The sequence below is a fragment of the Tsukamurella ocularis genome (genome assembly GCF_024807615.1).
Lineage (GTDB): Bacteria > Actinomycetota > Actinomycetes > Mycobacteriales > Mycobacteriaceae > Tsukamurella > Tsukamurella ocularis.
Window position 1 is genome coordinate 100,545 of the sequence record NZ_JANUCJ010000001.1, and the last position, 26,412, is coordinate 126,956.

General features: G+C 71.0%; 30 protein-coding genes. 11 read left to right on the forward strand and 19 right to left on the reverse strand.

Features of this window, described 5'->3' with window-relative positions:
• Position 1: 1 nt before the first annotated feature.
• The gene (locus HNP44_RS00485; RefSeq protein ID WP_259143913.1) at positions 2–460 is read left to right on the forward strand and encodes a MarR family winged helix-turn-helix transcriptional regulator; all 459 of its coding nucleotides are present in this window, start codon (positions 2–4) and stop codon (positions 458–460) included.
• Between the two features lie 29 nt (positions 461–489).
• On the opposite strand, the gene HNP44_RS00490 is transcribed toward HNP44_RS00485, so the two are convergent.
• Positions 490–1,185 carry an alpha/beta hydrolase gene (locus tag HNP44_RS00490; RefSeq protein WP_259143914.1) on the reverse strand — a complete coding sequence of 232 codons (696 nt, stop codon included), beginning with the start codon at positions 1,183–1,185 and terminating at the stop codon, positions 490–492.
• Between the two features lie 72 nt (positions 1,186–1,257).
• Here HNP44_RS00490 and HNP44_RS00495 point away from each other — a divergent pair, with 72 nt between their 5' ends.
• Positions 1,258–2,130 (forward strand): AraC family transcriptional regulator, encoded by an 873-nt coding sequence (locus HNP44_RS00495; protein ID WP_259143916.1) that lies wholly within the window; start codon positions 1,258–1,260, stop codon positions 2,128–2,130.
• Here HNP44_RS00495 and HNP44_RS00500 read toward each other — a convergent pair.
• Positions 2,121–3,008 carry an alpha/beta fold hydrolase gene (locus tag HNP44_RS00500; RefSeq protein ID WP_259143917.1) on the reverse strand — a complete coding sequence of 296 codons (888 nt, stop codon included), beginning with the start codon at positions 3,006–3,008 and terminating at the stop codon, positions 2,121–2,123. The two genes, HNP44_RS00495 and HNP44_RS00500, sit on opposite strands and share 10 nt — an antisense overlap.
• Positions 3,009–3,087: 79 nt before the next feature.
• Positions 3,088–4,566: an MFS transporter gene (locus HNP44_RS00505; RefSeq protein ID WP_374758713.1), complete on the reverse strand. Its 1,479-nt coding sequence runs from the start codon at positions 4,564–4,566 to the stop codon at positions 3,088–3,090.
• 104 nt (positions 4,567–4,670) lie between these two features.
• On the opposite strand from HNP44_RS00505, the gene HNP44_RS00510 reads away from it, so the two are divergent.
• Complete coding sequence (locus HNP44_RS00510; protein WP_259143919.1) at positions 4,671–5,099, forward strand: MarR family winged helix-turn-helix transcriptional regulator; 429 nt, start codon at positions 4,671–4,673, stop codon at positions 5,097–5,099.
• A gap of 10 nt (positions 5,100–5,109) precedes the next feature.
• On the opposite strand, the gene tsaD is transcribed toward HNP44_RS00510, so the two are convergent.
• The 4 genes from tsaD to HNP44_RS00530 are packed head-to-tail and all read right to left on the reverse strand — an operon-like array spanning position 5,110 to position 7,871.
• Positions 5,110–6,144, reverse strand: a complete 1,035-nt coding sequence (tsaD, locus tag HNP44_RS00515; protein ID WP_259143920.1) for a tRNA (adenosine(37)-N6)-threonylcarbamoyltransferase complex transferase subunit TsaD — start codon at positions 6,142–6,144, stop codon at positions 5,110–5,112.
• The gene (gene rimI / locus HNP44_RS00520; protein WP_259144260.1) at positions 6,141–6,617 is read right to left on the reverse strand and encodes a ribosomal protein S18-alanine N-acetyltransferase; all 477 of its coding nucleotides are present in this window, start codon (positions 6,615–6,617) and stop codon (positions 6,141–6,143) included. Before rimI ends, tsaD begins: the two co-directional genes overlap by 4 nt.
• The gene (tsaB, locus tag HNP44_RS00525; RefSeq protein WP_259143921.1) at positions 6,604–7,194 is read right to left on the reverse strand and encodes a tRNA (adenosine(37)-N6)-threonylcarbamoyltransferase complex dimerization subunit type 1 TsaB; all 591 of its coding nucleotides are present in this window, start codon (positions 7,192–7,194) and stop codon (positions 6,604–6,606) included. The genes rimI and tsaB overlap by 14 nt, the downstream gene beginning before the upstream one ends.
• A 50-nt stretch (positions 7,195–7,244) precedes the next feature.
• Positions 7,245–7,871, reverse strand: a complete 627-nt coding sequence (locus HNP44_RS00530) for a TetR/AcrR family transcriptional regulator (RefSeq protein WP_259143922.1) — start codon at positions 7,869–7,871, stop codon at positions 7,245–7,247.
• 79 nt (positions 7,872–7,950) lie between these two features.
• On the opposite strand from HNP44_RS00530, the gene HNP44_RS00535 reads away from it, so the two are divergent.
• From HNP44_RS00535 to HNP44_RS00545, 3 genes are all read left to right on the forward strand, one after another.
• Complete coding sequence (locus tag HNP44_RS00535; protein WP_259143923.1) at positions 7,951–8,304, forward strand: DUF2834 domain-containing protein; 354 nt, start codon at positions 7,951–7,953, stop codon at positions 8,302–8,304.
• Positions 8,301–9,164: an alpha/beta fold hydrolase gene (locus HNP44_RS00540; protein WP_259143925.1), complete on the forward strand. Its 864-nt coding sequence runs from the start codon at positions 8,301–8,303 to the stop codon at positions 9,162–9,164. Before HNP44_RS00535 ends, HNP44_RS00540 begins: the two co-directional genes overlap by 4 nt.
• Before the next feature lie 72 nt (positions 9,165–9,236).
• Positions 9,237–9,869 (forward strand): 4a-hydroxytetrahydrobiopterin dehydratase, encoded by a 633-nt coding sequence (locus HNP44_RS00545; RefSeq protein ID WP_259143926.1) that lies wholly within the window; start codon positions 9,237–9,239, stop codon positions 9,867–9,869.
• A gap of 10 nt (positions 9,870–9,879) precedes the next feature.
• Here HNP44_RS00545 and tsaE read toward each other — a convergent pair whose 3' ends face one another.
• From tsaE to HNP44_RS00565, 4 genes are read right to left on the reverse strand one after another with little or no spacing between them, the layout of a single operon-like run.
• Positions 9,880–10,332, reverse strand: a complete 453-nt coding sequence (gene tsaE / locus HNP44_RS00550; RefSeq protein WP_259143927.1) for a tRNA (adenosine(37)-N6)-threonylcarbamoyltransferase complex ATPase subunit type 1 TsaE — start codon at positions 10,330–10,332, stop codon at positions 9,880–9,882.
• The gene (locus HNP44_RS00555) at positions 10,329–11,399 is read right to left on the reverse strand and encodes an alpha/beta fold hydrolase (RefSeq protein WP_259143928.1); all 1,071 of its coding nucleotides are present in this window, start codon (positions 11,397–11,399) and stop codon (positions 10,329–10,331) included. Before HNP44_RS00555 ends, tsaE begins: the two co-directional genes overlap by 4 nt.
• Positions 11,396–12,535, reverse strand: coding sequence for an alanine racemase (alr, locus tag HNP44_RS00560; RefSeq protein WP_259143929.1), 1,140 nt, complete (start codon positions 12,533–12,535; stop codon positions 11,396–11,398). The genes HNP44_RS00555 and alr overlap by 4 nt, the downstream gene beginning before the upstream one ends.
• A gap of 13 nt (positions 12,536–12,548) precedes the next feature.
• Complete coding sequence (locus HNP44_RS00565) at positions 12,549–13,955, reverse strand: NAD(P)H-hydrate dehydratase (RefSeq protein WP_259143930.1); 1,407 nt, start codon at positions 13,953–13,955, stop codon at positions 12,549–12,551.
• A gap of 37 nt (positions 13,956–13,992) precedes the next feature.
• Between HNP44_RS00565 and HNP44_RS00570 the strand changes: the two genes are divergently transcribed.
• The gene (locus HNP44_RS00570) at positions 13,993–14,838 is read left to right on the forward strand and encodes a hypothetical protein (protein WP_310437648.1); all 846 of its coding nucleotides are present in this window, start codon (positions 13,993–13,995) and stop codon (positions 14,836–14,838) included.
• A gap of 27 nt (positions 14,839–14,865) precedes the next feature.
• Here the strand turns inward: HNP44_RS00570 and HNP44_RS00575 are convergent, their stop codons facing one another.
• The 7 genes from HNP44_RS00575 to rplM all read right to left on the reverse strand — a co-directional run bounded on the left by HNP44_RS00575 (position 14,866) and on the right by rplM (position 20,262).
• The gene (locus HNP44_RS00575; RefSeq protein ID WP_259143932.1) at positions 14,866–15,048 is read right to left on the reverse strand and encodes a hypothetical protein; all 183 of its coding nucleotides are present in this window, start codon (positions 15,046–15,048) and stop codon (positions 14,866–14,868) included.
• 8 nt (positions 15,049–15,056) lie between these two features.
• Complete coding sequence (locus HNP44_RS00580) at positions 15,057–16,706, reverse strand: hypothetical protein (RefSeq protein ID WP_259143933.1); 1,650 nt, start codon at positions 16,704–16,706, stop codon at positions 15,057–15,059.
• A gap of 3 nt (positions 16,707–16,709) precedes the next feature.
• On the reverse strand, positions 16,710–17,006 hold the full coding sequence (locus tag HNP44_RS00585; RefSeq protein ID WP_259143934.1) for a hypothetical protein: 297 nt from the start codon (positions 17,004–17,006) through the stop codon (positions 16,710–16,712).
• Positions 17,007–17,077: 71 nt separating this feature from the next.
• Complete coding sequence (locus HNP44_RS00590; protein ID WP_259143935.1) at positions 17,078–17,767, reverse strand: HAD family hydrolase; 690 nt, start codon at positions 17,765–17,767, stop codon at positions 17,078–17,080.
• Positions 17,768–17,824: 57 nt separating this feature from the next.
• Complete coding sequence (glmM, locus tag HNP44_RS00595) at positions 17,825–19,159, reverse strand: phosphoglucosamine mutase (RefSeq protein ID WP_259143936.1); 1,335 nt, start codon at positions 19,157–19,159, stop codon at positions 17,825–17,827.
• A gap of 153 nt (positions 19,160–19,312) precedes the next feature.
• Entirely contained in the window at positions 19,313–19,816 is a 504-nt protein-coding gene (gene rpsI / locus HNP44_RS00600) for a 30S ribosomal protein S9 (protein WP_224651186.1), read from the reverse strand.
• Positions 19,813–20,262: a 50S ribosomal protein L13 gene (gene rplM / locus HNP44_RS00605; protein WP_224651183.1), complete on the reverse strand. Its 450-nt coding sequence runs from the start codon at positions 20,260–20,262 to the stop codon at positions 19,813–19,815. Before rplM ends, rpsI begins: the two co-directional genes overlap by 4 nt.
• Before the next feature lie 272 nt (positions 20,263–20,534).
• Between rplM and HNP44_RS00610 the strand changes: the two genes are divergently transcribed.
• The 4 genes from HNP44_RS00610 to HNP44_RS00625 all read left to right on the forward strand — a co-directional run bounded on the left by HNP44_RS00610 (position 20,535) and on the right by HNP44_RS00625 (position 24,553).
• Complete coding sequence (locus HNP44_RS00610; RefSeq protein WP_259143937.1) at positions 20,535–21,872, forward strand: hypothetical protein; 1,338 nt, start codon at positions 20,535–20,537, stop codon at positions 21,870–21,872.
• 54 nt (positions 21,873–21,926) lie between these two features.
• Positions 21,927–23,360, forward strand: coding sequence for a hypothetical protein (locus HNP44_RS00615; protein WP_259143938.1), 1,434 nt, complete (start codon positions 21,927–21,929; stop codon positions 23,358–23,360).
• Between the two features lies 1 nt (position 23,361).
• Positions 23,362–24,162: an LLM class flavin-dependent oxidoreductase gene (locus HNP44_RS00620; RefSeq protein WP_259143939.1), complete on the forward strand. Its 801-nt coding sequence runs from the start codon at positions 23,362–23,364 to the stop codon at positions 24,160–24,162.
• Positions 24,163–24,226: 64 nt separating this feature from the next.
• Positions 24,227–24,553 (forward strand): hypothetical protein, encoded by a 327-nt coding sequence (locus HNP44_RS00625; RefSeq protein WP_259143940.1) that lies wholly within the window; start codon positions 24,227–24,229, stop codon positions 24,551–24,553.
• A 494-nt stretch (positions 24,554–25,047) separates the two neighbouring features.
• Here HNP44_RS00625 and HNP44_RS00630 read toward each other — a convergent pair whose 3' ends face one another.
• Entirely contained in the window at positions 25,048–26,361 is a 1,314-nt protein-coding gene (locus HNP44_RS00630; RefSeq protein WP_259143941.1) for a hypothetical protein, read from the reverse strand.
• Positions 26,362–26,412: the final 51 nt, after the last annotated feature.

Consider the following 26,412-nt stretch of genomic DNA (forward strand, 5'->3'; position numbering starts at 1 on the left):
CATGAGCGTCAAAGGCGACGTCGTTCCGGCCGACGTGAGCACCTGCACCCCCGCGGACGACGCGCTGGCCGAACAGTGGCACCGGCTGATGCGCGACTACTCCCGCATGACCTGCGCCCTCGACCGCGCACTCTCCGCGCACGAGCTGACCTCGTCAGAGTTCGAGGTCCTGGAGCAACTGGAGATCGCCCGGGCGAACGACCGCGCCAAGGTCCGCATGGCCGACCTGGCCGAGCACGTCCATCTCTCCCAGTCGGCACTCTCCCGCCTGGTCGCGCGCCTCGAGAAGGACGGCCTCACGACCCGCAGCATGTGCGAGAGCGACCGGCGGTCGGTCTTCACCGCCATCACCGACGGCGGCCGCGAGCGCTACGCCGCGGCTCGGCCGACCCAGCGCGCAGTGCTGCGCGCCGAGTCGGCCGAGTGCGGAATGCGGGAGTACCTCTGCGGCGAGGAATGATCCTCAGCTCGGAGTGACCGGCCCGACGGTCAACCTTCGAGACCGGCCACCGCGCGGTCGATGAGATCGGCGATCTCGCGGGGGTGCGAGGCCAGCGACGCGTGGCTCGCGTCGAGCTCGATCACCTCGCGGGCGCCGATGCGCTCGGCCATCCGGCGCTCGTTGTCCGGGTGGATCATCCGGTCCTGCGTGGACACCTGGTACCAGCTGGGCTTGTGCCGCCATGCCGGATCCGTCACGGTGTCGCCGAAGGTCGAGCCCAGCGGCGCCTTCTGAGTGACGGCCATGACGAGCGCGGCGTCCTCGTCGAGGTCCTGCGCGAAGCTGTCGCGGAAGCGGTCCTGCGCGATCCACAGGTAGCCGTCGGAATCGGGGGCGATCGCGTCGACGGCGGCCGGCGGGTGCTGCTCGGTGATAGCGCCGGGGCTCTCGCCCGCGTCGGGCGCGAAGGCCGCGACGTAGACCAGGCCCACGACGTTGGGCTGGTTCCCGGCCTCGGTGATCACGGCGCCGCCGTAGGAGTGCCCCACCAGCAGTACCGGTCCAGAAACCTGCGCGACCATCTTCCGTGTGCGCTCGGCGTCGTCGGCGAGGGAGGTCAGTGGGTTCTCAACGGCCCGTAGCTCGGGGTAGCCGCGGCGCCGCAGTTCGACGATGAGATCTCCCCAGTGGGCGGCCCCGCCCCAGAATCCGTGAACCAGGACGATCGTGGGCTTATCCGTCATCGGTCGTGACCTTTCGTGTGTAGTGACTTATCCTTGCCCTGTCGACGCTAGAAGGATTTAAGGTCAAGTACCATGCCTGATTCACCCTCTTTCTTTGCCGATCATCCGGAAGACGCGCCCGACGCCCTCAGCGCCCTCCTTCGCGCCGTGCACCTGCGCGGCGACCGGGTGCGCCGCGGCTCGTCGGGCCGGCCGGTCCGTCTGCGCGTCGTCGGGCGGCGCGTCGTCCACCTCGCGGTCTCCGGCGGGATGACGGTGCGCGTCGGCGGCACGACGGTGGCCCTGGGCCCGTCCGACATGGCGCTGCTCCCCCGGGGCGACGATCACGTGCTCTCGGGCCCTGTGGGCGCGGACTGGGTCACCGGGGAGTTCACCGCCGATCGCCTCGCCGCCGACCCTGTTCTCGCGGTGCTGCCGCCCGTCATCCACTGCTCCGGCGCGGCACCGGACGCGCAGTGGTTGCGCGCCAGCTTGGAGCTGCTCCTTGCCGAGACCGACGCGCCCAGCCCGGGCAGCCACGTGATGGCGGCGCGCATCCTCGATCTGCTCTTCATCCACGCGCTGCGCCAGTGGGCGGCGAAGGCCGATTCGGGACCCGGTTGGCTCACCGCCGCGATGGACCCGCGGCTCGGACCGGTGTTGACCGCCGTGCACGCGCATCCCGAACACCCTTGGAGCATCGACGAACTCGCCCGCGTCGCCACCCTGTCACGGTCGGCGCTGGCGGCGCGATTCACGCGTTCACTGGGCGTCCCGCCCGCGGCGTACGTCACAGCACAGCGCCTCGACCGAGCAGCAGAGCTGTTGCGCCACACCGATTCCCCGGTCGCGGAGGTGGGCCGCGCGGTAGGCTACGCCTCGGAGGCCGGGTTCAGCCGGGCCTTCCACCGCCGATTCGGCGCCCCACCGTTGCGCTGGCGCGGACCCGAGCCCCGTCACCCATAGAGGTCTGCCATTCGCGCGATCTCCGCAGCGACTCCCTCGGGGGTCTCCACCGTACTCGCGTGACCCGTGTCGAACTCGACGAGACGATCGAGATGTCCGCGACGATCGACCTCCGCTGCGATGCCGCGCCCCATCCAGGAGGGCGTGATCCGGTCGACCCGACCGACGATGACGGATGTCGGTACGTCGATCGCTCGCGCGGCATCGGGGCCGAGCGCGATATCCGCCAGGGACAAGGCCGTTCGTGCCCGGATCTTCGGATCGCACGTCGCGACGATGCGCGTGACGAAGGCCGCTTGCTCGCGCGTGGCACTCCGGGGATTCATCACGCGCAGCCGGACGGCCTCGCGGGTCAGCACCGTGTCGGGGAGTCTGATCGGGAGTCCGAAGACGAATCTCCCCAGCCTTTCCGGCGCAGGGACAAGACCATTGAGCAGCGGGAGGACGCGCGTCCCGCGGACCAGCCCACCCCAGGTGGTGTTGGCCAGCACCGCCGCCGAGGACGTCGCGCGGGCGCGATCGGGGTGCCGCTGCCACCAGGCCTGGATCGCGATGCCGCCCATGCTGTGACCGACCACGACGGCGCGCCTCGAGCGGACGCACTGGTCTATCACGTGCGCGAGGTCATCGGCGAGCACGTCGGCGTCGATCGACCGTCGCCCCGGCGAGCTCTCACCGTGACCACGTTGGTCGTACGCGATCACATGGAAGCGATCGGCGAGGAGGTCGATCTGCGGCTGCCAGTACTCGAGCCGACAGGCCCAGCCGTGCGCGAGGACGATCGTCGGCCGGTCGGGCGCACCCACGCGCCGGACCCGCAACCGCGCACCATCGTCCGTCCGCACCCACTCGTCCTCACCCGCAGCTGTCCTCCGCATCACCGCACACTATCTGACTAGATAGGTTGTCACGCGATTTCTATCACTATAGTGCGGGCGATTCGCGGACCGTGCGCCGCTACGCCACCTCGGCCTGAGGCTTCGGGATCAGCAGCGCGATCACGCCGGCGAGCAGCGCGGCCACCGCGGCGACCACGAAAATGGTCGCGAAAGCGCCCTGCGTGGGGATCATGTGCCCGGCCATGGTCGCCGACTTGGCGGAGATGATCGCAGCGGCGACGGCGGAGCAGATCGTCGTGCCGAGCGAGCGCATCAGGGCGTTGAGGCCGATCGCGGCGCCGGTCTCGCTCTGCGGCACCGAGGACATGATGATCGTGGGCATGGCGGCGTAGGCGATCGCGACGCCGACGGTGCCGACGATCGACGCGAGCGAGAGCTTCCAGGCGGCGTCCATGAGGAAGTAGGCGAGCACGTAGCCGCCGGCCACGACGAAAGCGCCGATGGCGAGGGTCACGGCGGGACCGACCTTCTTGATGAGGATGCTCGAGACCGGCGCGAAGATCATCATCATGATGCCGCCGGGCATCATCCACAGGCCCGCCTCGAGCATGCTCTTGCCCAGGCCGAAGCCGGTGGCGGTGGGGTACTCCATGATCTGCGGGACGCAGAGCATCATCGCCATCATGCCGAAGCCGATGGTCACGGTCGCGATATTGGTAATGAGCACGCGAGGTCGCGCGGAGGTGCGCAGGTCGACGAGCGGATCATCGTGCCGCAGTTCGAAGGCGCCCCACGCGACGAGCACGACGAGACCGCCGACGAGGAGACCGAGGGTGGTGCCGGAGGTCCAGCCCCAGTCGTTGCCCTTGGAGACGGCGACGAGGGTCGCGACCAGACCGACGGCGAGGCCGATCGAGCCGATCACGTCGATGCGCCCGCCGACGCCGGGGGCACCGTCGGGCAGGACGAAGAGGACGGCGGCGAGGATGAGCCCGGCGAGCACGGTCGAGACCCAGAACAGCATGTGCCAGTCGTAGGTCTGCGCGATCCACGCCGAGAGCGGCAGGCCGATGGCGCCGCCGACGCCAAGGGTCGCGCTCATGGCGGCGACGGCCGTCGCGGTCATCGCGGGAGGCGTGACCTCGCGCATCATCGAGATGCCGACGGGGATGAAGGCCATGGCCAAACCCTGCAGCACGCGGCCGACGAGCATGAGCAGCAGCCCGGCGGACAGGGCCGCGGCGAGCGAGCCCGCGACGAGCAGAGCCGCACTGAGGATGAGGACGCGGCGCTTGCCGATCATGTCGGCGAGGCGGCCGCCGATGGGCATCGCGACCGCGGCCGCGAGCAGCGTGGCGGTGATGACCCAGGAGGCGTTCGCCGTCGAGGTGCTCAGGAGCTGCGGCAGCTCGGGCTGGATCGGGATCACGAGCGACTGCATGAGCGCGGCGACCATACCGCCGAAGCACAGGATGATCACGGTCACGAGTGGATGGTTCCGGCGGGAGCCGCTCGACGCGAGCGCGCCCTGCTCGGTAACGGTGCTGGTCACGAGGACCGCCTCTCTACGGGGAAAACGACTGAATGTGTGTAACATACATATCGTTGAACTGTGCAACCATATGCCCCGAGCGCGCACCGTGCAACACGGACATTCCGCCGGCCTGACAGAATCGGCGGATCCATCCCGAGGGAGGAAGCATGGACGACGCGGCGCGCCGCCTCGAGCGGGAGATCAACGCCCTCGGGCGGCACATGCGGGCGCGCCCGCGGTCGATGGAGTTGCACCTCGACCGCTCGGCCTACCTCGTGCTCCTGCTGCTCGACTACGCCGGGCCGAGCACACTCAAGGAGATCGCCACCGAGCTCGAGCTGGAGCAGTCCACCGTGAACCGGCAGGTCAACAAGGCCATCGAGCACGGACTCCTCGAGGCCGACGGCGCCCTCTCCGGCCCGAAACGCATCCGCGCGACCGCCGCCGGACGGGCCGCGTTCCAGCGCGACCGCGACGTCAAGCTGCGCGGCATCGGGTCGATCATGGCCGACCTCGACGAGACCGACCGCGAGGCGCTGATCTCCGGCCTCACCGCCCTCAACGCGGCGCTCGCCGCGCGCGCCGGGGAGGCCTGAGGGCTCCCGACTACAGCTTCGTGAGCGTGACCGAGAGCCCGGGGTCGGTCGCGGCGCCGAGATCCGTGGGCGTCGGGTCCGCGTCGATGACGTGCGCGCCGAGCGCCGCGATCATCACGCCGTTATCGGTGCACAGCCGCGGCTTGGGCACGCGCAGTTCGATGCCCGCGGCGTCGCAGCGTTCCTGCGCGAGCGAGCGGATGCGCGAGTTCGCGGTGGCGCCGCCGCCGAGAACCATCGTCTCCACGCCGACGTCCTGCGCGGCGCGGATCGCCTTGAAGGTCAACACGTCCGCGACGGCCTCCTGGAAGGACGCAGCGATGTCGGGCACGTTCAGCGGACGGCCCGCGGCGTTCTCGGCCTCGACGTGCCGCGCGACGGCCGTCTTGAGGCCGCTGAAGGAGAAGTCGTACCGCGCATCCTGCTGCCGGGTCATGGCGCGGGGGAAGCGGATCGCCTGCGGATCACCCTGGCGCGCCAGCTCGTCGATGACGGGTCCGCCGGGGTAGCCGAGACCGAGCAGCCGGGCGACCTTGTCGAAGGCCTCCCCCGCGGCATCGTCGACGGTGGTCCCGAGCTCCGTGATCGGGGCGCCGAGGTCGGTCACGTGCAGCAGGTGCGTGTGTCCGCCGGAGACGAGCAGCGCGATGCAGGGCGGCATCGGGCCGTGCTCGAGGGTGTCGACTGCGACGTGTCCACCCAGGTGATTGAGGCCGTAGAAGGGCACGTCCCACGCCGCTGCATAGGCTTTCGCGGCTGCGACGCCCACGAGCAGCGCGCCTGCGAGGCCGGGCCCGATGGTGACGGCGAGCGCGTCGGGCCGGTCGACGCCGGCCGTGGCGAGGGCGCGCTGCATCGTCGGCACGATGGCCTCGAGGTGGGCGCGCGAGGCGACCTCGGGCACCACCCCGCCGTAGCGAGCGTGCTCGTCCTGGGAGGAGGCGACTTCGTCGGCGAGGAGCCGCGCCGTCTTCGACTCCGGATCCCAGTCGACGATGCCGACGCCGGTCTCGTCGCACGAGCTCTCCACACCCATGACGATCATCGCTGTCCCTGCGCTTCCCGCTTCATCGTGTACGCGTCGGCCCCGGACGGCCGGTAGTAGTTCTTCCGCACCCCAACGGTGGCGAATCCGTTGCGCTCGTACAGCGTCCGGGCGGCCTCGTTGTCGGTGCGCACCTCGAGGAAGACGGCGCCGCCGTGCCGCTCGGCCTCGTCGAGGAGGGTGCGCAGGAGCGCGTATCCCACTCCCCTGCCCTGGTACTCGGGGTCGACGCCGATGGTGAGCACCTCGGACTCGGGGAAGAAAGTGTTGCCCAGCAGACCGATTCCGGCGTAGCCGACGAGCCGATCGCCTGCGCTCGCGTCACGGGCGGCGAAGAAACGGGTGTGCCGCTCGGGCGTGAACGCAGAGGCGGGCCAGGGGCTGTCGCCGACGAACAGGACGGTCTCCAGTTCGGCGCAGCGCTCGGCCTCGTCGGGACGCAGCGGTCCGATCGGGATCTCAGGCACGCGCAGCCGTTTCGACGGCGTCGGGGCGGCGCAGGTACAGCGGGACGAGCGGCTGCGGATCCGTGCCCAGGAGGTGCTTGCCGACCGTGACGAGGCTCGCCGGCGTCGGCGATCCCTCGACGGTCCGGGCACCGTCGACGTCCAGTTCTGCGGGCTTGATGACGCCCGGACCTGCCGTGCGGACACCGTCGGCGTACCGGGCCCAGTAGACCTCCTTGCGCCGCGCGTCGGTGACGACGACCACGTCGCCGGTCTCGCCCCGCATGAGCGCTCCGGCGGCGATGGCGTCGAGGCTGCAGACGCCGTGCACCTCGATGCCGAGCGCGTCGCCGAAGGCCGCGGCGGTGGCCATGCCGACCCGCAGACCCGTGAAGGGGCCGGGGCCGCAGCCGACGATGACGGCGCCCAGGTCGGCGCGCTCGAGCCCGGCCTCGGCGAGACATTCGAGCAGGTAGGGCACGAGCACCTCGGCGTGGCCACGCGCATGCGTGCGATCGCGGCGGGCGAGCACGGTGCCGCTCTCGGAGTCGACGATGCCCACCGTGAGCGCCGGCGTGGCGGTGTCCAGGGCGAGCACGTACATACCTGCAGGTTACCGCCTCGGCTTCGTGCGCCCGAAATCCGCGAGGGCACTCACTCCGGGCGCATCAGGCCGCGGACGAACTGGGCGATCACCGCCCGGACCTCGGTCAACGCCGTGTCCCGGTCGTCGGCGCGGGTGACGTACAGGGCGGATTCGTCGAGCATGCCGAGGATCACGTGCGCGAGCGGTCGCACGGGCTGCGGTGCCATCCACCCCTTCTCGACGGCCTGCCCGATGAGCCCCTCGATCACGGCGAGCCCGTACTTCTCGCCGCGAGCGCGCCAGCCCTCCCAGCCGAGCACCGCGGGGGCGTCGATCATCGTGATCCGCGTGATGCCGGGGGCGGCGATGGCCTCCATGAAGGTGTCGACCGCGAGCAGCATGGTGTCGACGGGGTCGAGGTCGCCGGCAGCGAGCACGGCCTGCGCGGCGCCGCTGATCGTCTCCTCCTCCACCGCGTCGAAGACGGCCTCGAACAGGCCGCGCTTGTCCCCGAACTGGTGGTAGAGCGCGCCGCGGGTGACGCCCGCCGCCTCCACGATCGCCTGGGTGCCGACGCCGGCGTAGCCGTGCTCGGCGAACAGCGTCCGCGCCGCCGCGATCAGCGCGGCGCGGGTCGCGGCGGTGCGTTCCGCCTGGGTCCGGCGGCTGCCCCGATCCTCACCATTGACTTCCATACAGGTTGCACGTAACTTTCATACCGAGTGTTCGTAACTTCGCTTCGACCTTAGCCCCCGACTCCCCGAAGGGTGTGCCATGCGGTGGTTCTACCTGCCCATGATGGCGATCGGCACCGTGGTGCCGTGGGCCCAGTTCGGCGGCTTCTTCGCCGCCGAGGGCCTCGACCTCCCCCTGTTCGTCACGAGCCTGTTCCCCAACGGAGCGGCGTCGGGCTTCACCGCCGACGTGCTGCTGTCGATCGTCGTCTTCCTCGTCTGGTCCTCGACCGACGCCCAGCGGGTCGGCGTGCGCCGCTGGTGGCTCGTGCTCCCGGCGACCTGCCTCGTCGGGCTGTCGCTGTCTCTCCCCCTGTACCTCTACCTGCGCGAGACCCGCGACGCCCCGGCGACCGATGGTGCCGCACCCGCGCCGTCAGGAGTCCCCGCATGAGCCTCGCGTCGCTCCCCACCGGCACCGTCGACTTCCATGTCTACGGGCCGGAGACCTCCGACCATCCGCCCGTGCTGTTCGTGCACGGCATTCTCGTCGACCTCCAGCTCTGGGACCGCGTCGCGAGCGCGCTCGGTGCGGCCGGGCACCGCTGCTGGTCGGCCACCTGGCCGCTGGGCTCGCATCGCATCGCGTGCCCGAAGGCCGTCGCTGACGGTCCACGCGGCGTCGCCCGCATGGTCGCCGACTTCATCGAGGACCAGGGCCTGCAGGGCTGCACCCTCGTCGGCAACGACACCGGCGGCGCGGTCTGCCAGTACCTGCTGAGCGAGCGACCCGAGTTGGTGGGCCGCGTCGTACTGACGAATTGCGATGCCTTCGAGACCTTTCCGCCGCAGCCCTTCGCCGCACTCTTCGCCGTGCTGCGGCACCGCGCGATGATCCGGCCGTTGATGGCGACGTTGCGCTCGATCGCGCTGCGGCACTCGCCGATCGGCTTCGGGCTGCTCGTCACCGATCCCGACCCGGACCTGACCGCGTCCTGGGTGCGGCCGACACAGGTCGCCGCGAAGATCCGCGCCGACCTCGCGACACTGCTGGCCGGGATCGACCCATCGGACCTGACGCGGGTCTCAGCGGCGATGCGCGATTTCCCCGGACCGGTGACGCTGGCTTGGGGCATGGCCGACCGCTGCTTCACGCCGGAGTTGGGCCACCGGCTCACTGCGGCCTTCGGGGACGATCGGCCGGGCGGCACCCGATTCGTCGAGGTCGACGGTGCCCGCACCTTCGTCTCCCTCGACGATCCGCAGGCCGTCGTGCGGGCGATCACCGAGATCGCCGCGCTCCCCGCCCGGTAGCTTCCTCCCAGGCAAGAGCCGAACATGACTGATCGCTCGAACTTTGTCGGTGCCGGGGAGCACCATGGAGTCATGAGCGAGAACACCGATCCCCTCCCCGACTGGGCGCCGCTCGTCCGCGGCCTGCACACCCGGTTCCGCACCCGGGACTTCGCCGCCGGTCTCGAGCTGGTCACCGCGTTCGCCGCCGCGGCGGAGGCCGCGAACCACCACCCGGACCTCACGCTGCGGTACGGCACCGTGGACGTGCTGCTCTACAGCCACGACGCGGGCGGCGTCACCGACCGGGACCGCACCCTCGCCGCACGGTTCTCCGAGATCGCCCGCGAGCGCGAGATCACCGCGAATCCCGGGGAGTCGTCCGTGGTCGAGCTCGGCCTCGACACGGCGGACGCCGCCGAGATCGCGCCGTTCTGGTCTGCGGTACTGGGCGCCGAGATCCAGGACGACGACGGCGATCTCGAGATTCGGGCGCACGGGGCCGACGCGATCCTCTGGTTCCAGCACACCGAGCCGCACGAGACGCCGCGGCAGCGCTTCCACCTGGACGTCTGGGTCGATCCGAGAGAGGCGCGGGGCCGCATCGACGCTGCGGTCGCGGCGGGCGGCCGGCTGGTGTCCGGCACGCACGCCCCCAGCTTCTGGGTGCTCGCCGATGCTCAGGGCAATCACGCCTGCATCTGCACTGTGGCCGGCAGGGATTGAACGAGCCGGGTCAAGCCCCGTCGACCCACTCCCAGGTGACGGTGCGGATGTCGGTGCCCTCGGCGCGCCGCAGGCGGACCATGAGGTGCCGGTCGGCCAGGCGCTCGGCCACGCCCTCGCCCCACTCCACGACGACGACGCAGTCCTCGAGGTCGGTGTCGAGGTCGAGCGCATCCAACTCGTCGAGACCGCCGAGGCGGTAGGCGTCCACGTGGACGAGACCCGGGTCGCCCGGCGCCCCCGGACGATGCTCGCGGGCGATGATGAACGTCGGCGACGAGACGCGCCCAGTCACTCCGAGTCCGGCGGCGATCCCACGGGTCAGCGCGGTCTTCCCAGCGCCGAGCGGACCGTCAAGTATGACGAGGTCACCCGCGGCGAGCTCACCCGCGAGCTCCCGGCCGAGGGCCTCGGTGTCCTCGACCTCGGGCAGGACGCGCTCGCCCGGCACGGCTCCGCTCACTGCGGCACCGCCCGCGCGACGAGGTCGGCGATCGCCCGCGCCACCCGTGGCGCGGACTCGAGGATCAGCATGTGCCCTGTCTCCGAGAGCACGATCAGCTCGGAATCGAGCTCATCGGCGAGCGCCTTCGACTTACGCAGCGGCGTCATCCAGTCGTGGTCGCCGCACACCACCGACGTCGCGATGCGGCGCAGCACCGGGAGCGCGCCTCGCTCGTCGTACTCCTCCAGCGCGGGCATGAAGCCCGCGTAGGTGCCGAGCGGCGCCGACAGGCTCATGGTCGATGAGAAGTCCGTCATGGTCGCGCTCCGATCGCCGGGCGCGTAGGCCCCCGCGGTGACGAAGGGCGTCGCCAACGGCTTGATCACCTCGCGGCCCCGGCCGACGACGGAGGGCAGGAATCGGATCGCGGCACGCACCATGTCGAGCACCGGGTTGCGCAGCGCCGCAGCCAGTCCCACTTCCGTCAGGGCGTGCGAGGCGGTGCCGAGCAGCGAGGCGCCGACCACCCGGGTGCCGATCAGCTCGGGATGTCCGGTCGCGAACGCGCAGATCGCCATGCCGCCCATCGAGTGCCCGGCGAGCACGACCGGCCCCTCGGGCACGAGGGCCCGCAGGACGCTGGCGACGTCGTCGCCGAGCAGGGCGACGGTGCTCTGCTCGGGGGTGCAGGAGCCGGAGTCGCCATGGCCGCGGCAGTCGGGGAAGACCATGCGCACGTCGTCGCCCCAGCGGGCCTGCAACTCGTTCCGCACCAGTACCCACGACGCGGTCCGCAGCGTGAAACCGTGCACGAAGAGCACGGTGACCGGCGCCGTCCGGGGGCCGACCTCGCGGACGTGCAGGGGCACACCGTCGGGGCTCATGACGATCGACTCCCGGTCGGACCGGAACACCAGGTCGTCGGGCGAGATGGGGTCGTCGCCCGCCCCGCGCACACCGAGAACCCTTGCTGCGGCTGCGATCGTCGTCAGCGCGGCGACGGCGACGCCCGTTCCGAGGCCGGCGAGCAGGGCGGGGCCGGGCAGGCGCTCGGGGATGTGGATGCGGCCGCGATCGTCGTTCACAGTTCCCCCGTGTAGGTCCGGACGGCGCGCCCGCGCACGCCGGTGAGGATCTCGTAGTCGATGGTGCCGACCTTCTCCGCCCAGTCGGCGGCGACGTCGGCGCCGGGCGCGTCCCCGAACAGGACGGCGGTGTCCCCCTCGGACACGCCTCCCCCGTCGGGCCCGAGGTCGATCACGCTCTGGTCCATGCAGACCCGGCCGACCTGCGGGAAGCGCCGGCCTCCGATCGCCACCTCGATGCGGCCGCTCAGCGGGCGCCACACGCCGTCCGCGTAGCCGGCCGGGATCAACCCGACGACGGTGTCGCGTGGCGCGATCCAGCTGTGGCCGTAGCTCACCCCGTCGCCCTTGCGGATCCGCTTGATCAGGATGACGGGCGCGGCGAAGGTCATCGCGGGCCGGAGCCCGAACTCCCTGCCGGGCACCGGGACTCCGCCGTAGAGGGCGATGCCGGGGCGGACCAGGTCGAAGTGCAGGTCGGGGCGCGTCAGCGCGGCCGCGGAGTTCGCGGCGTGCACCTGCGTGGGCGTCAGTCCGTGCGCCCGGGCGTCGGCGACGGTGGCGGCGAGCGCATCGCGCTGGACGTCGAGGAACGGGTGCTCCGGCTCGTCGCCGTGCGCGAGGTGGGTGAAGACGCCCTGGAGTTCGACCGTGCCCGCCCGCTCGGCCTCGACGAGCGCGTCGCGGGTGGCGGCCCACTCCGCGGCGGAGACCCCGTTGCGGCTGAGCCCGGTGTCGACCTTGACGTGCACCGTCGCGGGCCGGCCGACGTTCCTCGCGGCGGCCACGACGGCGGCCAGCTGGCGCGGCGAGCTGACGCCGATCCGCACGTCGGCGTCGATGGCCCGCTCGAAGCCGCTCGTGCTGAGCCAGCTGAGCAGCGGCGCGGTGACGCCGCCCTCGCGCAGCGCGACGGCCTCGTCGACGGTGGTCACGCCGATCTCGGTGGCGCCGCCCGCGAGCACGGCCCGCGCCACGGGCGGGGCGCCGTGCCCGTAGGCGTCGGCCTTGAGCACGGCCATCACCTCGGCCCCCGGCGCGTGGTCGGCGACGATCCGCGTGTTGTGCGCGACCGCGCCCAGGTCGATCTGCGCGGTCAACCGCTCCAGCCCGGTCACGGGAATCGATGTCTTCATGGCGCTGCTCAGCCTAGTCGCGCAGCAGGGCGACCAGGACGCCCGGCACCGCCGCACTGATCGCTGCGGCGTGCGTCGGGGCACCGTCGGCGGCGCGGTCCGCGGCGAGGCCGTGCACCCGCGCGGCGCAGGCGGCCGCGTCGAGCGGAGCGAGTCCGGAGGCGAGGAGTTTGCCGACGAGTCCGGTCAGCACGTCGCCGGAGCCGGGCGTCGCGGCCCAGGACGAGCCCGCGGTGTCGGCCACGCCGGTGCCGTCGGGCGCCGCGATGACGGTGACGTGCCCCTTGAGCAGCACTGTCGCGTCGAGTTCGCGGGCCGCCTCGCGGACGGCCGCGACCCGGTCGTTGCCGACGGGACCCACGAGCCGCGCGAATTCCCCCGCGTGCGGCGTCAGCACCGTCGGGGCGGTGCGGCCGGACAGCAGCCCCGGGTGCTCGGCGAGCAGGGTCAGCGCGTCGGCGTCGAGCACCGTCGGGAGGTCCTGGTCGAGGACCCGGGCCAGACGGTCCGCGGCGGCTCCGTCGGTCCCCATGCCGGGGCCTACGGCCCACGCCTGCACGCGCCCCGCGTCCGCCACGTCATCGCTCGCGACCACCTCTGGCCAGGCGGCGAGAACCACCTCGCGGGCGGTGCCGGCGTAGCGGACCATGCCCGATGTCGCGCGGATCGCGGCGCCCGTCGCCAGAACGGCCGCGCCGGGATACTGATCGCTCCCGGCGACGACGCCGAGCACGCCGAGGCTGTACTTGTCGTCGGCCGGGCCGGGGACGGGCCAGAGCGCGGCCAGGTCGGCGTCGTCGTAGGCGCGCAGCTCGCCCGCACCGAGCGTGAGACCGATGTCGACGAGCTCGACACGGCCGCACCGGGCCGGAGCGAGGGCGTGGACGGGCTTGAGAGCACCGAAGGCGACAGTCACCGCCGCGGTCACGGCCGGGCCGTGGACGACGCCCGTGCGCACGTCGACGCCCGACGGGGTGTCCGCCGCGACGATCGGCGCGGTGATCCCGGCGACGAGGTCCGCCGCCTCCGGCCGGAGCGCGCCGTGCGCGCTGATCCCGACGATGCCGTCGACCACCAGGTCCGGACGGCGCGGCACCGCGACGACCCGCCCGCCCGCGCGCTTGAGGGCGCGGAGCCCCGCGGCGTGCGCACGGTCGGGGGCGAGCAGCACAGCCTCCACGGCGACGCCGCGGCGGCGGAGGAAGGCGCCGGCGAAGAGCGCGTCGCCGCCGTTGTCGCCGGAGCCGACGAGCAGCGTGACGCGGCGGCCCGCGGTGCCGCCCGTGCGATCGATCAGGTCGCGCGCGCACACGCCCGCGAGGCCGTAGGCGGCGCGGCGCATGAGTGCGCCCTCGGGCAGGGCGGCGAGGAGGGGCGCCTCGGCCGCGCGCACGGTGTCGGGGTGGTGGAAGTGCCGCACGCCGCCACGGTACGGCAGATCGGCTAACGTGAGCGGCGTGACGGATGCGAACAAGCTGGTGAAGCAGTTGCAGCGCCGGGGCCCGCACCGCGTGCTCAAGGGCGACCTGGGCGTCGCGGGCCTGCCCGGCGTGATCTACACGCCCGAGATCGGCTCGAACCTGCCCGCGGTGGCCTTCGCCCACGACTGGCTCACGCCGTCGAAGCGCTACTCGAAGACGCTCGAGCACCTCGCCTCCTGGGGCCTGGTGGTTGCCGCGCCGGACACGGAGGGTGGCGTGCTGGCCTCCGACGGTCGCCTCGCGATCGACCTGGGCACCGCTCTCGACGTGATCACCGAGGTCCGCCTTGGCGATGGCGCCATCACCGTGAACAAGACGAAGCGCGCCGTGGTCGGCCACGGCTGGGGCACCGGGGCGGCGCTCATCGCCGCTGCGGCCGACTCCCGCGTCGAATGGCTCGCCGCATTGTTCCCGGCGCCCACCTCGCCGCAGGCCGAGAAAGCCACGACCGGCACCCATGCGAACGCGCTGATCCTGGGCGCGCCCGGCAACGAGCATTCGATGACCTCGAACGCCGGCGTCCTGTCTCTGCGCTACGCGGGCCCGACGGAGCTGCGGATCGTGCCCGGCGCCGAGCCCGGCGGCCTGGCGGAGGGCATCTCACTGCGCGGCGCCCTCGGCGCGGGCGGCTCCGACAAGTCGACGCAGAAGATGGTCCGTGCGCTCCTGACGGGCTACCTGCTCGGCGGGCTCGCCGAGAACAAGGCGTACAAGGTCTTCACCGAGGTCGGCGCCGACCTGGGCGACAGCTCGTACGTCTGGGACCCGAACGCGGAGCCCGAGCAGCCCAGCGCCCTGCAGCGCCTCCGCAGCCTGGCCTGAGGGCCAGCGCTCAACCCGAGTCCTGACTCAGCCCGCGCTGAGCCAGGACTCCGACTGCTCCGCACGCGCGATCACCGGGATCGGCCGGGTGATCTCGGCCGGTTCCGGCGCGACGCCCGCGACGCGCAGGAGCTCGTCGAGCAGGTCCTGTCGCCCGGCGATGCGGATCGCGCGGGCGTGGTCCTCGGGGTGCGGGTCGGTGCTGCTCATCGGTTCTCCTAACTCCCGCTGACCGCGAATTCGGCGCCGGTGCCCTGGTCGGCGGATTCGGCGGGCGGGCACGGCTCCACCGCGGGTGCAGTGTCCTGCGCGCCGTTGTTCTTGGGCTTGACCGGGGCGGCCGGCACCACCGGTACGACGGGGCCCGGCGTGGCCGCCGGGGCCGCGCCGCCACCGGTCGACGGGGCCGGCGTGGTTCCGCCGCCCGTGCCGGACGGGGACGCTGCCGCCGGCGTTGCGCCGCTACCGGTCGCTGCGCCGGTCCCGGTCCCGGTGCCGTTGCCGTTCTGCGTCGCAGGCTTCGCATCGGCCGGCTTCGCGTCGCCGGCCTTGCCCGTACCGTCCTCGCCCTTGTCCGCGCCGTCCTCGGCGTTGACGGCAGTGAGTTTGCCGTCCTCGCCGACCTTGAGCGTGGCCTTCTCGACGACCGTGCCGTCCGGCTTCTTGGCGGTGACCTCCACAGTCTTACCGTCGGGACTGAGCGTGGCGGTGACGGTGCGGCCGAGGGCGTCGACGCCCAGGACCTTCTCGCCCTTCATGCCCCTGTCGCCGGCCTTGTCAGTGCCCTTGTCACCCGTCGAGTCCGTGCCCTTGCCATCGCCGGTCTTGTCCTTCTCGCTCAGAGCCTCGGTGAGTTTCGGGAGCAGCTGCGAGAGCCACGACGGCGTGCCGCTGCCCGTACCGGTACCGGCGCCCGTGCCGGTGCTGGGCGTCGCGTTCGACGGGGCGGTACTCGCGCCCGTCGTGGTGGGCGAGGTCGTCGTGCCGGTGGTCGTGGGGCCGGTGGTGCTCGGGCTGGTCGGGCTGGTCGACGTCGGAGTCGTGCTGGACGGGCTCGTGGACGTCGGCGACGTGCTCGACGGCGAGGGCGTCGTGGGCGACCCGCTGCCGCCGCCTCCGCCGCTGGTCACCGGCGACGCGGTGGTCGGGCTCGTCGTGGTCTGCGTGGTGGTCGCCGTGATCGTGCCGAAGGACGGGGCCGGGAACGCCGACGCATCGATGCCCTTGGCCGCCGCCGGCACGGTCGCGTAGGCGGCCTGGACGGCGGAGACCGCAGCTGCGTTGATCTGGTCGAAGCGGGCGAGGTCCTGCGCGAGTTGCGCTTCGAATCGCTCACGGGAGCCCGCGTTGAGTTCGGCAAACGATACGACTCCCGGAACCACCAGACCCGCGACCCGCATCACGCCTACCCACACGCCGGCGTCCGCTTCCTTCGAAGCGAACTCGCTGAGCGCGTCCGTCTTCGTCTTCACCGCGGACAGGACCGCGCCCGGTACCGATTCCGCCGCGGCCGCGGTCCTCTCGAGGACCGTGGCTACCGGCTCGCTCCGCCTCTGCTGCGCGTCCAGGGTCGTCACGGCGGCGCGTCCGGCATTGTCGGGCCAGGCCGTCTGCACGCTCGTACGCGCCGCGGACTGGTCCGTGACGGCCTGACGCGCGGCCGTGGCCTGCTGCCGCAGCATGACCGCATCGCCCCGAAGAGATGCGAGATCGATGCCTCGCTCGTTGTCGTAGTCGCGGCACACGTGATCACGCCAATCGGGCCATATCTTCTGCGACAACCACTTCGCGATGTCGAGCATCGCCTTGAAGTACTGCAGGCAATCCGCACCCGCGTCGAGCATCTGGTCAACGGTCTGCTCCGCCACGGATCAGGCCCCCGTGACGGCGGCAGCGCCACTGTCGTCGGTGGTCCTGTGCGCCGATGCGGACGTGGTCAACCCGGTGCCGCACGCGCGCGAGGCCACCTGCCAGGTGTCGACGCCCTTCGCGAGGCTCTCCATTGTGGCGGCGTAGGCGGCACCGTCGTCCTGGTACTTCCGCCCGAAGTCACCGGCCTCCGCGGTGAAGCCGCGGAGGCGGCCGGCGACGGTGCCGAGGTTGTCGGCCACCGTCGAATAGCTGCCGCCGGCCGTTGACACCGCGACGACGTCGATCTTCGTGCCCATGCGATCCCCCTCGCTCACACGTCCCCTTACTCATTGGACGCACCAGCAGGCGAATCGGTTCCTCTTCTTCCTCAGATCGCCCCGGCCGCGCGCACCGCGTCGAGCAGACCGGACGGGCGGGCGTTGACGGGGAGGGGCTCGACCTGCGCGAAGCCGCAGCCGATGGCGCGGGAGGCACCGTCGGCCTCCTCGCTGTCGCCGACCATGAGCACCCTCTCCGGCGGCAGGCCGAGGGCGGCGGTGGCGGCGTGGAAGACGGCGAGGTCCGGCTTGGCGTGGCCCACCTCGAAGGAGAGGACGAACTCGTCGACGAGGCCCTCGATGCCCTCGCGCTCGAACGCGGGGCGGATGTCGTAGCCGATGTTGGAGAGCACGCCCACCTTCAGGCCGGCCTCGCGCGCGGCGCGGAGCACGGCGGCGGTGTCGGGGTAGATCGACCAGTTCAGCGGGTTCGAGAACTCGCCGTAGAGCCGCTCCCGCTCGCCCTCTTCGGCGACGCCGGAGTGCTCGAGGACGTGCAGGTACGCGCCGCGGTGGTCCGCGGAGGAGAGATCGCGGGCGTGCCAGGTACGCAGCGCCTCGCCCGCCATCGGCACTGGGACACCGACGGGCACCGTCATCCGGTACAGGAGCTCGTGCTGGGCGGCGTCGTCGAGCTCGCGTCCGTCCGCGTCGTTGAGCCCTGCGAACCACGCCGGGTCCGGCTCCAGCCGGAACAGCGTCCCCGAGAAGTCGAACAGCACACCCTCGTAACCGGTCATAGCCACACGCTACCGGTTATGAAAACGTTTCGACAGTAGGTTCCCGGAACAGCACCGTCAGGAGATGAGACCCGCGAGGCGCTCCGCGGTGCCGCGGGCGACCTCCTCGGTGGGCGCCTCGACCATCACGCGGACCAGCGGCTCCGTGCCCGACGGGCGCAGCAGGATCCGGCCGGCCTCGCCGAGAGCGGCCTCCTCCACGGCCAGCGCCGCGACCAGATCCGACGAGGCCATCGCCGCGGCCTTGTCGATCACGCGCACGTTCACCAGCACCTGCGGCAGCACCGTGAGCACAGACGCCAGCTCGGCCAGCGAGGAGCCGGTCTGCGCCATCCGCTCCATGATCTTGAGTCCCGTGAGCACGCCGTCGCCCGTGGTGCCGAGCGCCGGAAGCACGATGTGCCCCGACTGCTCGCCGCCCAGGGCGTAGCCGCCGGTACGCAGTTCCTCGAGCACGTACCGGTCGCCCACCGCGGCGGTCCGCAGCGTGATGCCCGCGGCCTTCATCGCGAGGTGCAGGCCGAGGTTGCTCATCACCGTCGCGACCAGCGTGTGGTCGGTGAGCTCGCCCGCCTCGTCCATCGCGATCGCGAGGATCGCCATGATCGCGTCGCCGTCGATGGTGCGGCCGGCCGCGTCGATCGCGAGGCAGCGGTCGGCGTCGCCGTCGTGACCGAGACCGAGGTCGGCCTCGTGTGCGAGCACCGCCGCGCGCAGGCTCTCGAGGTGCGTCGAGCCGCAGTCGCGGTTGATGTTCAGCCCGTCGGGGGCGTCGTGGATCGCGATCACCTCGGCGCCCGCGTCGCGATAGGCCTTGGCGGCCACCGTCGAGGCGGCACCGTTGGCGGCGTCGACGACGACCTTGAGGCCCGCGAGCGGGACGTGTACCGCGGACTCCAGGTGCGCGACGTAGCGGTCGACGGCGTCGAAGGCGCGCTTGACGCGGCCGATCGCGGCACCCGTGGGGCGGGGCGGGGCGGGGTCATCGAGGGCCGCCTCGATGGCGTCCTCCTGCGCGTCCTCCAGCTTGTGGCCGCCGCGGGCGAAGAACTTGATGCCGTTGTCCGGCATGGGATTGTGCGAGGCGGAGATCATCACGCCGAGCGCGGCGTCGTACTCGGCCACGAGGTGGGCGACGGCGGGCGTGGGCAGGACGCCCACGAGCAGCACGTCGACGCCGGCGCTGGTCAGGCCCGCGGAGACCGCGGCCGACAGCATCTCCGACGACGCCCTCGGATCCCAGCCGACGACCGCGAAGGGCCTCGTCCGGCCCTCGAGGTCGTGTGCACCGAGCACCGCCGCGGCTGCGGCGGACAGGCGCAGCGCCAGGTCGGCGGTCAGATCCTTGTTGGCCAGGCCGCGCACACCGTCGGTCCCGAACAGACGCCCCATGGGTCATACCTCGCTAGAGAAAGAAGAGGGAGGAGGCGAACCGGCCCCGCGGCCGGTCGCGCTCACCGCCATGACGGCGGCGAAGGAGGTGGAAACGAGACCAGGGCAGGCGCCCGCACGAATGCGGGTGCCTGCCCTGGGACGAGCCTGCAATCAGCGCTTGCTGTACTGCGAAGCCTTGCGGGCCTTCTTCAGGCCGTACTTCTTGCGCTCGACGGCACGCGGGTCACGCGTGAGGAAGCCGGCGCGCTTGAGCGCGGGGCGATCCTCGGGCGAGACCTCGATCAGCGCGCGGGCGATGGCGAGGCGCAGCGCGCCCGCCTGGCCCGACGGGCCGCCGCCGGTGAGGTTGGCGGCGATGTCGAAGGACTCGAGGCGCTCGACGGTGACCAGCGGGGACTTCACCAGCTGCTGGTGCAGCTTGTTGGGGAAGTAGTCCTCGATGGTGCGGCCGTTCAGCACGAAGTTGCCGGTGCCGGCGGTCAGACGCACGCGGACCACGGCCTCCTTGCGGCGGCCGACGGTCTGGATGGGACGCTCGACGACGACGGGGCCACGGGGGGCGCGGGTCTCGGCCGAGGCCTCGGGGGTCTCCGAGGTGTACTCGTTGGGAACGACCTCGGCGTCGGTCTCGTTGTTCTCGATCGTGTCGCTCACTGCTGCGCCACCTGCTTGATCTCGTAGGGAACCGGCTGCTGCGCGGTGTGGGGGTGGTTCGGGCCGGCGTAGACCTTCAGCTTGCCGCCGATGGCGCTGCCCAGCTTGTTCTTCGGGATCATGCCCAGAACAGCCTTCTGCACCACGCGCTCCGGGTTCTTGGAACCGAGGACCTCGCTGATGGTGCGCGAGCTCAGGCCGCCCGGGAAGCCCGAGTGGCGGTAGTGCCGCTTGTCGGTGAGCTTGGCGCCCGACAGGGCGACCTTCTCGGCGTTGATGATGATGACGTAGTCGCCGCCGTCAACGTTGGGGGCGTAGGTCGGCTTGTGCTTGCCGCGCAGCAGGGTGGCAGCTGCGACAGCGAGGCGGCCGAGCACCACGTCGGATGCGTCGATGACGTGCCACTGCCGGGTCACGTCACCCGCCTTCGGGGTGTAAGTAGGCACAGGAGATCCTCTGCTCGATGGTTCGATGCCGGTCCCATGTGCGGCAAGAGCGCTCCCGGCGACCAACGGAGACCCGGGGCTCGACTCCGCATCGCACCCCAGTCCTACGACCGGAGGGCAGCGCGGCGCCACACACCAGCGGACCAGAGTACGCGGGTGCCCCGTCGCAGGTCAAAACGGCCTGATCCCTGCCCGACGGTGCCGCGGCTCAGGGTCCGGTAGGGGGCTTTCCCGGATGTGGCGGGGCACCGTCCGGAAATAGCGTCGAGGACATGACCACCCCGACCGTGGAGGCGCCCGCCGCGCCCGCGACCGACGCCCAGCCCCCGCGCTGGACCACCGCCCAGCTCATCGGCTTCCGCCTGCTCTTCAGCCTGGGCGGCGGCCTGACCATTCTCTCCGTCTTCGGCAGCCTGCAGCTCGCGCCCGTGATGTCGGTGGTGCAGGGCCCGTTCGCCCGGCTCGGCGCGCTCGTCACCGGCACCGAGCTGCAGCTCCCCGAGCTCACCAGCTCGGGTGATTCGATGGGCATCTGGCAGTACCACATCGGCTGGGCCGTGGTCGCGGTCGTGATCACCGCCGTCTGGACGTTGCTCGACCGGGGCCGCGGCGACTACCGCAGCCTCGGCGGGCTGCTCTGGCAGGTGGGCCGGATCGCGCTGGCGAGCGGCATGATCTTCTACGGCCTGGGCAAGGCGATCCCCACGCAGATGGGCTTCATGCAGCTGCCGACCTACGCGCTGCAGCCCGCCGGCGACATCAGCCGGATGAACATGCTGTGGGGCTTCATGGGCGCCTCGGACGGCTACTCGATCGTCACCGGTCTCGTCGAGCTGATCTCCGGCATCCTGCTGCTCTCGCGCCGCACCTGGATCCTGGGCGCGCTGGGCTCGATCGTCTCCATGGTGCAGGTGCTGCTCATGGACAGCTTCTACAACGTGCCGGTGAAGTTCCTCTGCTTCGAATTCCTGGTGATCGCGATCGCCCTGCTCGCGCCGCAGTGGCTGAACCTGGTCCGCGCGGGCTTCGGCCGTGCGACCGGACCGATGCCCGCGATCTGGCCCGCCGCGGGTTCCGACCGGTCGTGGCTGCGCCGTGCGGGGAAGACGGCGGCCGCGCTCGCCCTCATCGCGATCACCGGGGTCGGCCTCGCCGCCGGGGTCATGATGAAGTCAGCGCTCTCGGAGACGCGCGGCGACGTCGACGGTACGTGGCACGCCACGTCGTTCCGGGTGGACGGCCGCGAGGCGGCCCTCGCCACCGACCCGGCGTGGATCAACGTGGCCATCACCTACCGCGGACGCGGAATGTGGGAGGCCGCGGGCGAGTCGTACAACGCCTTCGTCACCCAAGACTCCGCGGCACGGGTCACTCCCTGGCTCCTCGACGTCAGCGACTCCGCGCTCACGATCAAGCCGAGCAAATCCGGCCCCGAGACGGTGCTGCAGTACACGCAGCCGGACCGCGACCGGCTGACGATCAGCGGGCGGGTCGACGGCCGCGAGATCGTGGCTGCCTACGAGCGGCGCCCGATGAAGCGGGATTCCGAGCCGCTGCGGTTCACGCACCCCGTCCCCGACGAGGACGCGCCGACCCTCGACTTCCCCTGAGCCCCGTTACATCTGTCACTAGGAGTGGTCGTGAGCCAGATTTACGATGACGGCATGAGCGCCCCCCAGAGCCCGCTGGGCCCGTCCGCACCGTCGAACCATCCCGGGCAGGGGGTACCGCCCCTGCCCGGTCCCCCGCCGCTGCCGGGGCCACCGCCCCCGTCCGAGCCGCCCGCGCCGGAGCCCGTGTGGTCGAGCGCGCGGAAGCTGGCCTTCCGCCTGCTGTTCGTGGTCGGCGGCGGCATCCTCCTGCTGTCCGTGTACGGCAACGCTGGGCTGGCCGTCGTGTGGAATCTCTCCGGCATCTGGTGGCTGCTCGCGCAGATCGGCAGCTTCGTCACCACCGGCGGGGGCGTCGACATCGTCATCTCCGGCGGCGGCGACAACCGGTGGCAGTGGTCCATGCACCTCGGCTGGATCCTGGTCGGTCTCGTGATCGTGGTGGTGTGGACGGCGCTCGACCGCAACCGGCCGAACTACCGCGCGCTGTTGGGACTGCTCGGCGTGTTCGCGCGGTTCGCGCTGGCGCTGTCGATGCTGTTCTACGGCATCGCCAAGGTGATCCCCACCCAGATGGGCTTCATGGCGCTGCCCGCGCACCAGTTGCAGCTCACGGGCGACACCAGCCTGTTCTCCACGCTGTGGGGCTTCATGGGCGCGTCGGTCCCGTACATGGTGATCACCGGCCTGGTGGAGCTGACGGCGGGCGTGCTGCTGCTGTGGCGGCGCACCGCGGTGCTGGGGTCGCTGGTCGTGATCGTCGCGATGGGCCAGGTCTTCCTGCTCAACCTCTTCTACGACGTGCCCGTGAAGATCATCGCGGGCGAGCTGCTGATCATCGCGATCGCCCTCACCGTCCCGTACGCGCCGAACCTGCTGCGGGCGGCGCTGAACCGCCCGACTGCGACCCCGGTGCCGCCGCTCCCGGTCGCCGGCGCGAGCCGTTCGTGGGCCCGGATCACGGGGCAGGTCCTCAAGTTCGGCATCGCGGGGATCCTGATGATGGTGCTCACGGCGAGCGGTGCGCTCATGACCTACGTGATCCACACCCCGCGCTCCGCACTCGACGGGGTCTGGCGGGCCACGTCCTTCACTGTCGACGGTGCCCCTGCCGGGCTTGCGCAGCGCGATCCGGCTCCGTGGTCGAACGTGGCGATCACCCTGCGCGGCAATGATTCCAACGCGGCCCTGAAGTCGCTGAGCACTGCGTACGACAGCGTGGTGACGCAGGAGCCCTCCGGCTACACCACCGCGTGGGGGCTCGAAATGGAGGGCGACGTGCTCGCGCTCCGCAAGAAGGAGGGTGACGCTCCCCTGCGCGTGACCGCGCGCGTCGACGGCGACCGGCTGCAGCTCAGCGGCACGGTGGCCGGCAAGCGCATCGAGGGCGTCTACGAGCGCCGATTCATGGAGCGGCAGCGTTCGCACTTCCGCTTCGTTCAGCCCGACGATTCCGGCGCCGCCGGCCCGGAACGAGGAGGTTCCTGACATGACCAGACCATTCCGCTTCGCGGTGACCGCACTGCCGGTGCCGCAGCTCGGCGACTGGGCGACCTATGCACGGTCGGTGGAGTCCGACGGCTTCGACGTGCTCGCGCTGCCCGAGAACTACCCGCTGCCCGACGGTTTCACCTCCGCCGCGGTGGCGCTGGGCGCGACCTCGACGCTGGAGGTGGCGAACTACGTGGTGGCGTCGCCGCTGCACGATCCGAAGCACGCGGCGTGGCAGGCGCATTCGCTGGCGACGATCAGCGGCGGCCGGTACCGGTTCGGCATCGGCACGGGCCGGCCCGACGTGGCCGGCGACGCCGCCGCCCTCGGCGTGCCCTTCGGCACGGGCGCCGAGCGCCTCGCTCGCGTCGTGGACACGCTCGACGCCCTGGCAGCGCTCGACGGTGCCGGGCACACCCCGGTGCTCATGGCGGCGGGCGGGCCGAAGGCCCTCGCGGTGGCGCGCGAGCGGGCCGACACCGTGGCAGTCGCGACGGCGCCCACCACCACGGCGGAGGCCCTCGCGGCGCTGACGGCGCCGCTGCGGGACCGGGTGGAGCTCGCGTGCTCGATCTTCGCGGTGAACGGCTTCGCGCCCGACTACGTGAGCGCGTTCATCGGCACCGACCTCGACGCCCTGCGCGCCGTGGACTCCCCGGCGCTGGTGGACGGCTCCGTGGACGAGATCTGCGAGACGTTGATCCGCCGGCGCGAGGAGTACGGCTTCTCGCTCATCGCGCTCGGCGGGCACACCCTGGAGGCGATGCGCCCGGTGGTCTCGCGCCTGGCCGGGACGTGACGCGCCGACGGTGCCCCTCCCCGACGGCACCCCTCAACGGCGTTTCAGGCGCATGATTGGGGGCATGCGCCCAGAACTGAGGTCCGTGCCCGGTGCCGCCCCGCAGGGCGTGGTGTTCGGGGATCCGCACGTCACGCCCGACGGGACGACAGTCATCACCGTCTCCCGGGTGCGGCGCCGGCGCGGCGGCGAGGACCGCGTCTCCGCGATCGGCGTCTATACCGTGCAAGACGGGCAGGCGGTGTGGTCGCCGGCCGTCGACGCGGACCGCATCGCCCTGATCGGCGTGGCGACCGGCCTCATCGCCGCGACGCTGGGTTCCCTCGCCGTGCTGCGGCAGCCGCCGTGGCCGCTGATGACCGGCGCGATCACGGTGACCCGAGACAGGTAGGGCCCTCCGGCTGGCTCGTCCACCATCGCCACTTGCACCAGCTCGACACCGCGGGGCCGGGAAACCGAGCGCCGGCGCAACCTCGAGACACCAGAAGACGAGCGGTACCCACCGCCTCCGCGCAGCGGCAGCCATCACCAGCTCCTCCTTCACCCGCACATCCATTTCAACAACCCGCCACTTGGGGACTCCTCTGCGCCAAGCTACGGAACAGGCTGAGCTCGTTCGGTCTGAGACTTCAGTGGATCTAACAGGACAACTATCGAACCCTCAAGGTCAGCTTGGGCGGATGCTTAAGTCCTAACCCCCACGAGGCAGGGAATCCACCCTGGCCAGCTACCTCCTCCCCGCCCCACCAGCCGCGTCTTAACTATCGCGCCCGAGGCATGGCGGTCGGTCGCCCCGTCGACCAGCCGTTCATGTGCTCGGCAGCCTGGGCGGCGGCAGTGACGTCGGGGGTGCCTATCGCGAAGTTGTCCGAGCATCCGATTGCGTTACAGATCGAACGCGGCGATGAACCGCACCGCGGCGCACCGGCCAGCAGACCTGCCGCGGAAGTACTTGAAGAGTTCACCGGACGCCGCACTGAGTAATGCTATCCCCGTGACAGCCCCCCAGACGGGGGAGCCCGAGATAGCCGCTGACAGTCCTGTGGCGGTTGTAGTCAGGCCGACCGCGGGCGCGCCCACATTGACGGCGGTCTTCCAGCTGGCGGCCTTTGCTCGGCGGTTGAGCTCGTCAGACGCGGAACGAATCTGCGAGCCAAAGACGTGTGACGCTCTCTTGGGTCCGCTACGATCAAGCTCGGCCGAATATGTGTCGAGAGCGACGTTCAGAGTATTGCGCCACAATGTGAACTCGTCACTACTCCGGATGTCAATCAGGTCTCTGAACGTTATTTTTTCGGGGCTGAAGCGAGGTATTCCTACTGTCGCGAGGGTCTGGAGGTGTCGGCCCTCACCGAACGGGCTGTCGGTGAGGGCATGCTCCTCGCCCAGCTCGTCAATGATCGCTTCAGTACGTACTTCGAGGATGCGGAGCTCGATCTTATTCGTGAGATAGAGATCCGCGTTGGTTTCCACCACGTTTGCAAGCTGCCACGATACCTCCATGAGTGCGCGCGCGAACGCGTCGACTTGCTGAAGACGCGAGATTCCAGTAGGGAAGTCGGCCGGCCGCATACCACAGACTTCCATGAGTATCGATGCATTGTAATCGAAGAACGGAACTTCGTGTGGGTGGGATTCTTTCCAGTACCCCTGCTCGATTACGGCGAGAAGCGTCTCCATCCCGTCTCCAAGATTGAATGGCACAATCCACTTCTGGCGCTCGCTGCTCTCCAGTACCGGATGGACGCGTGATACCCGCACCACGTCAGCACTGATTAGGGGATCGATCTGAGCGATGCTGCCTGCGGCTCGCCTAATGAATTCTGGGTCGGGCTTTAAGATGGGCTCGCCCTTGACGTCGTAGAAGACTCGCCGCAAGGGATCTGCGAGTACGATGCCGTTACACGCCGCGAGGTGTGACTGCAGCTCAAGGATCGGCGGGTCGGCGGATGCCCTGGCCGGACTTAGACCGAAGTTGCGGAGGGTGGCCACGCTATCCGTGTGGTGACTGACCAGCGGCCAAATCTCGTTGCTCGGATTGTCGAAGGAGTCTGTGTCTGCTGACCATTCAGCATGCCAGTCGCGTAGTGCATCCACTTCCGCGGGCCCGAGGCATCGTCCACGGGCGACATCCTTGGCGTCAGCGCCCAACGCCAGCCGAAAGATGTCAGTGATCCGGTCGTGGCTCTTCGCGCCCATAACTGGGAGACACTACTCTCGCTCATCAATGGAGTGGCCGGTCCCCGATTG

Bases quoted from the DNA above. Each gene is read 5' to 3' on its own strand.
- HNP44_RS00485 (WP_259143913.1), top strand. From the start codon at position 2: ATGAGCGTCAAAGGCGACGTCGTTCCGGCCGACGTGAGCACCTGCACC.
- HNP44_RS00490 (WP_259143914.1), bottom strand. From the start codon at position 1,185: ATGACGGATAAGCCCACGATCGTCCTGGTTCACGGATTCTGGGGCGGG.
- HNP44_RS00495 (WP_259143916.1), top strand. From the start codon at position 1,258: ATGCCTGATTCACCCTCTTTCTTTGCCGATCATCCGGAAGACGCGCCC.
- HNP44_RS00500 (WP_259143917.1), bottom strand. From the start codon at position 3,008: ATGCGGAGGACAGCTGCGGGTGAGGACGAGTGGGTGCGGACGGACGAT.
- HNP44_RS00505 (WP_374758713.1), bottom strand. From the start codon at position 4,566: ATGTTACACACATTCAGTCGTTTTCCCCGTAGAGAGGCGGTCCTCGTG.
- HNP44_RS00510 (WP_259143919.1), top strand. From the start codon at position 4,671: ATGGACGACGCGGCGCGCCGCCTCGAGCGGGAGATCAACGCCCTCGGG.
- tsaD (WP_259143920.1), bottom strand. From the start codon at position 6,144: ATGATCGTCATGGGTGTGGAGAGCTCGTGCGACGAGACCGGCGTCGGC.
- tsaB (WP_259143921.1), bottom strand. From the start codon at position 7,194: ATGTACGTGCTCGCCCTGGACACCGCCACGCCGGCGCTCACGGTGGGC.
- HNP44_RS00530 (WP_259143922.1), bottom strand. From the start codon at position 7,871: ATGGAAGTCAATGGTGAGGATCGGGGCAGCCGCCGGACCCAGGCGGAA.
- HNP44_RS00535 (WP_259143923.1), top strand. From the start codon at position 7,951: ATGCGGTGGTTCTACCTGCCCATGATGGCGATCGGCACCGTGGTGCCG.
- HNP44_RS00540 (WP_259143925.1), top strand. From the start codon at position 8,301: ATGAGCCTCGCGTCGCTCCCCACCGGCACCGTCGACTTCCATGTCTAC.
- HNP44_RS00545 (WP_259143926.1), top strand. From the start codon at position 9,237: ATGAGCGAGAACACCGATCCCCTCCCCGACTGGGCGCCGCTCGTCCGC.
- alr (WP_259143929.1), bottom strand. From the start codon at position 12,535: ATGAAGACATCGATTCCCGTGACCGGGCTGGAGCGGTTGACCGCGCAG.
- HNP44_RS00575 (WP_259143932.1), bottom strand. From the start codon at position 15,048: ATGAGCAGCACCGACCCGCACCCCGAGGACCACGCCCGCGCGATCCGC.
- HNP44_RS00585 (WP_259143934.1), bottom strand. From the start codon at position 17,006: ATGGGCACGAAGATCGACGTCGTCGCGGTGTCAACGGCCGGCGGCAGC.
- HNP44_RS00590 (WP_259143935.1), bottom strand. From the start codon at position 17,767: ATGACCGGTTACGAGGGTGTGCTGTTCGACTTCTCGGGGACGCTGTTC.
- glmM (WP_259143936.1), bottom strand. From the start codon at position 19,159: ATGGGGCGTCTGTTCGGGACCGACGGTGTGCGCGGCCTGGCCAACAAG.
- HNP44_RS00610 (WP_259143937.1), top strand. From the start codon at position 20,535: ATGACCACCCCGACCGTGGAGGCGCCCGCCGCGCCCGCGACCGACGCC.
- HNP44_RS00615 (WP_259143938.1), top strand. From the start codon at position 21,927: ATGAGCGCCCCCCAGAGCCCGCTGGGCCCGTCCGCACCGTCGAACCAT.
- HNP44_RS00620 (WP_259143939.1), top strand. From the start codon at position 23,362: ATGACCAGACCATTCCGCTTCGCGGTGACCGCACTGCCGGTGCCGCAG.
- HNP44_RS00625 (WP_259143940.1), top strand. From the start codon at position 24,227: ATGCGCCCAGAACTGAGGTCCGTGCCCGGTGCCGCCCCGCAGGGCGTG.
- HNP44_RS00630 (WP_259143941.1), bottom strand. From the start codon at position 26,361: ATGGGCGCGAAGAGCCACGACCGGATCACTGACATCTTTCGGCTGGCG.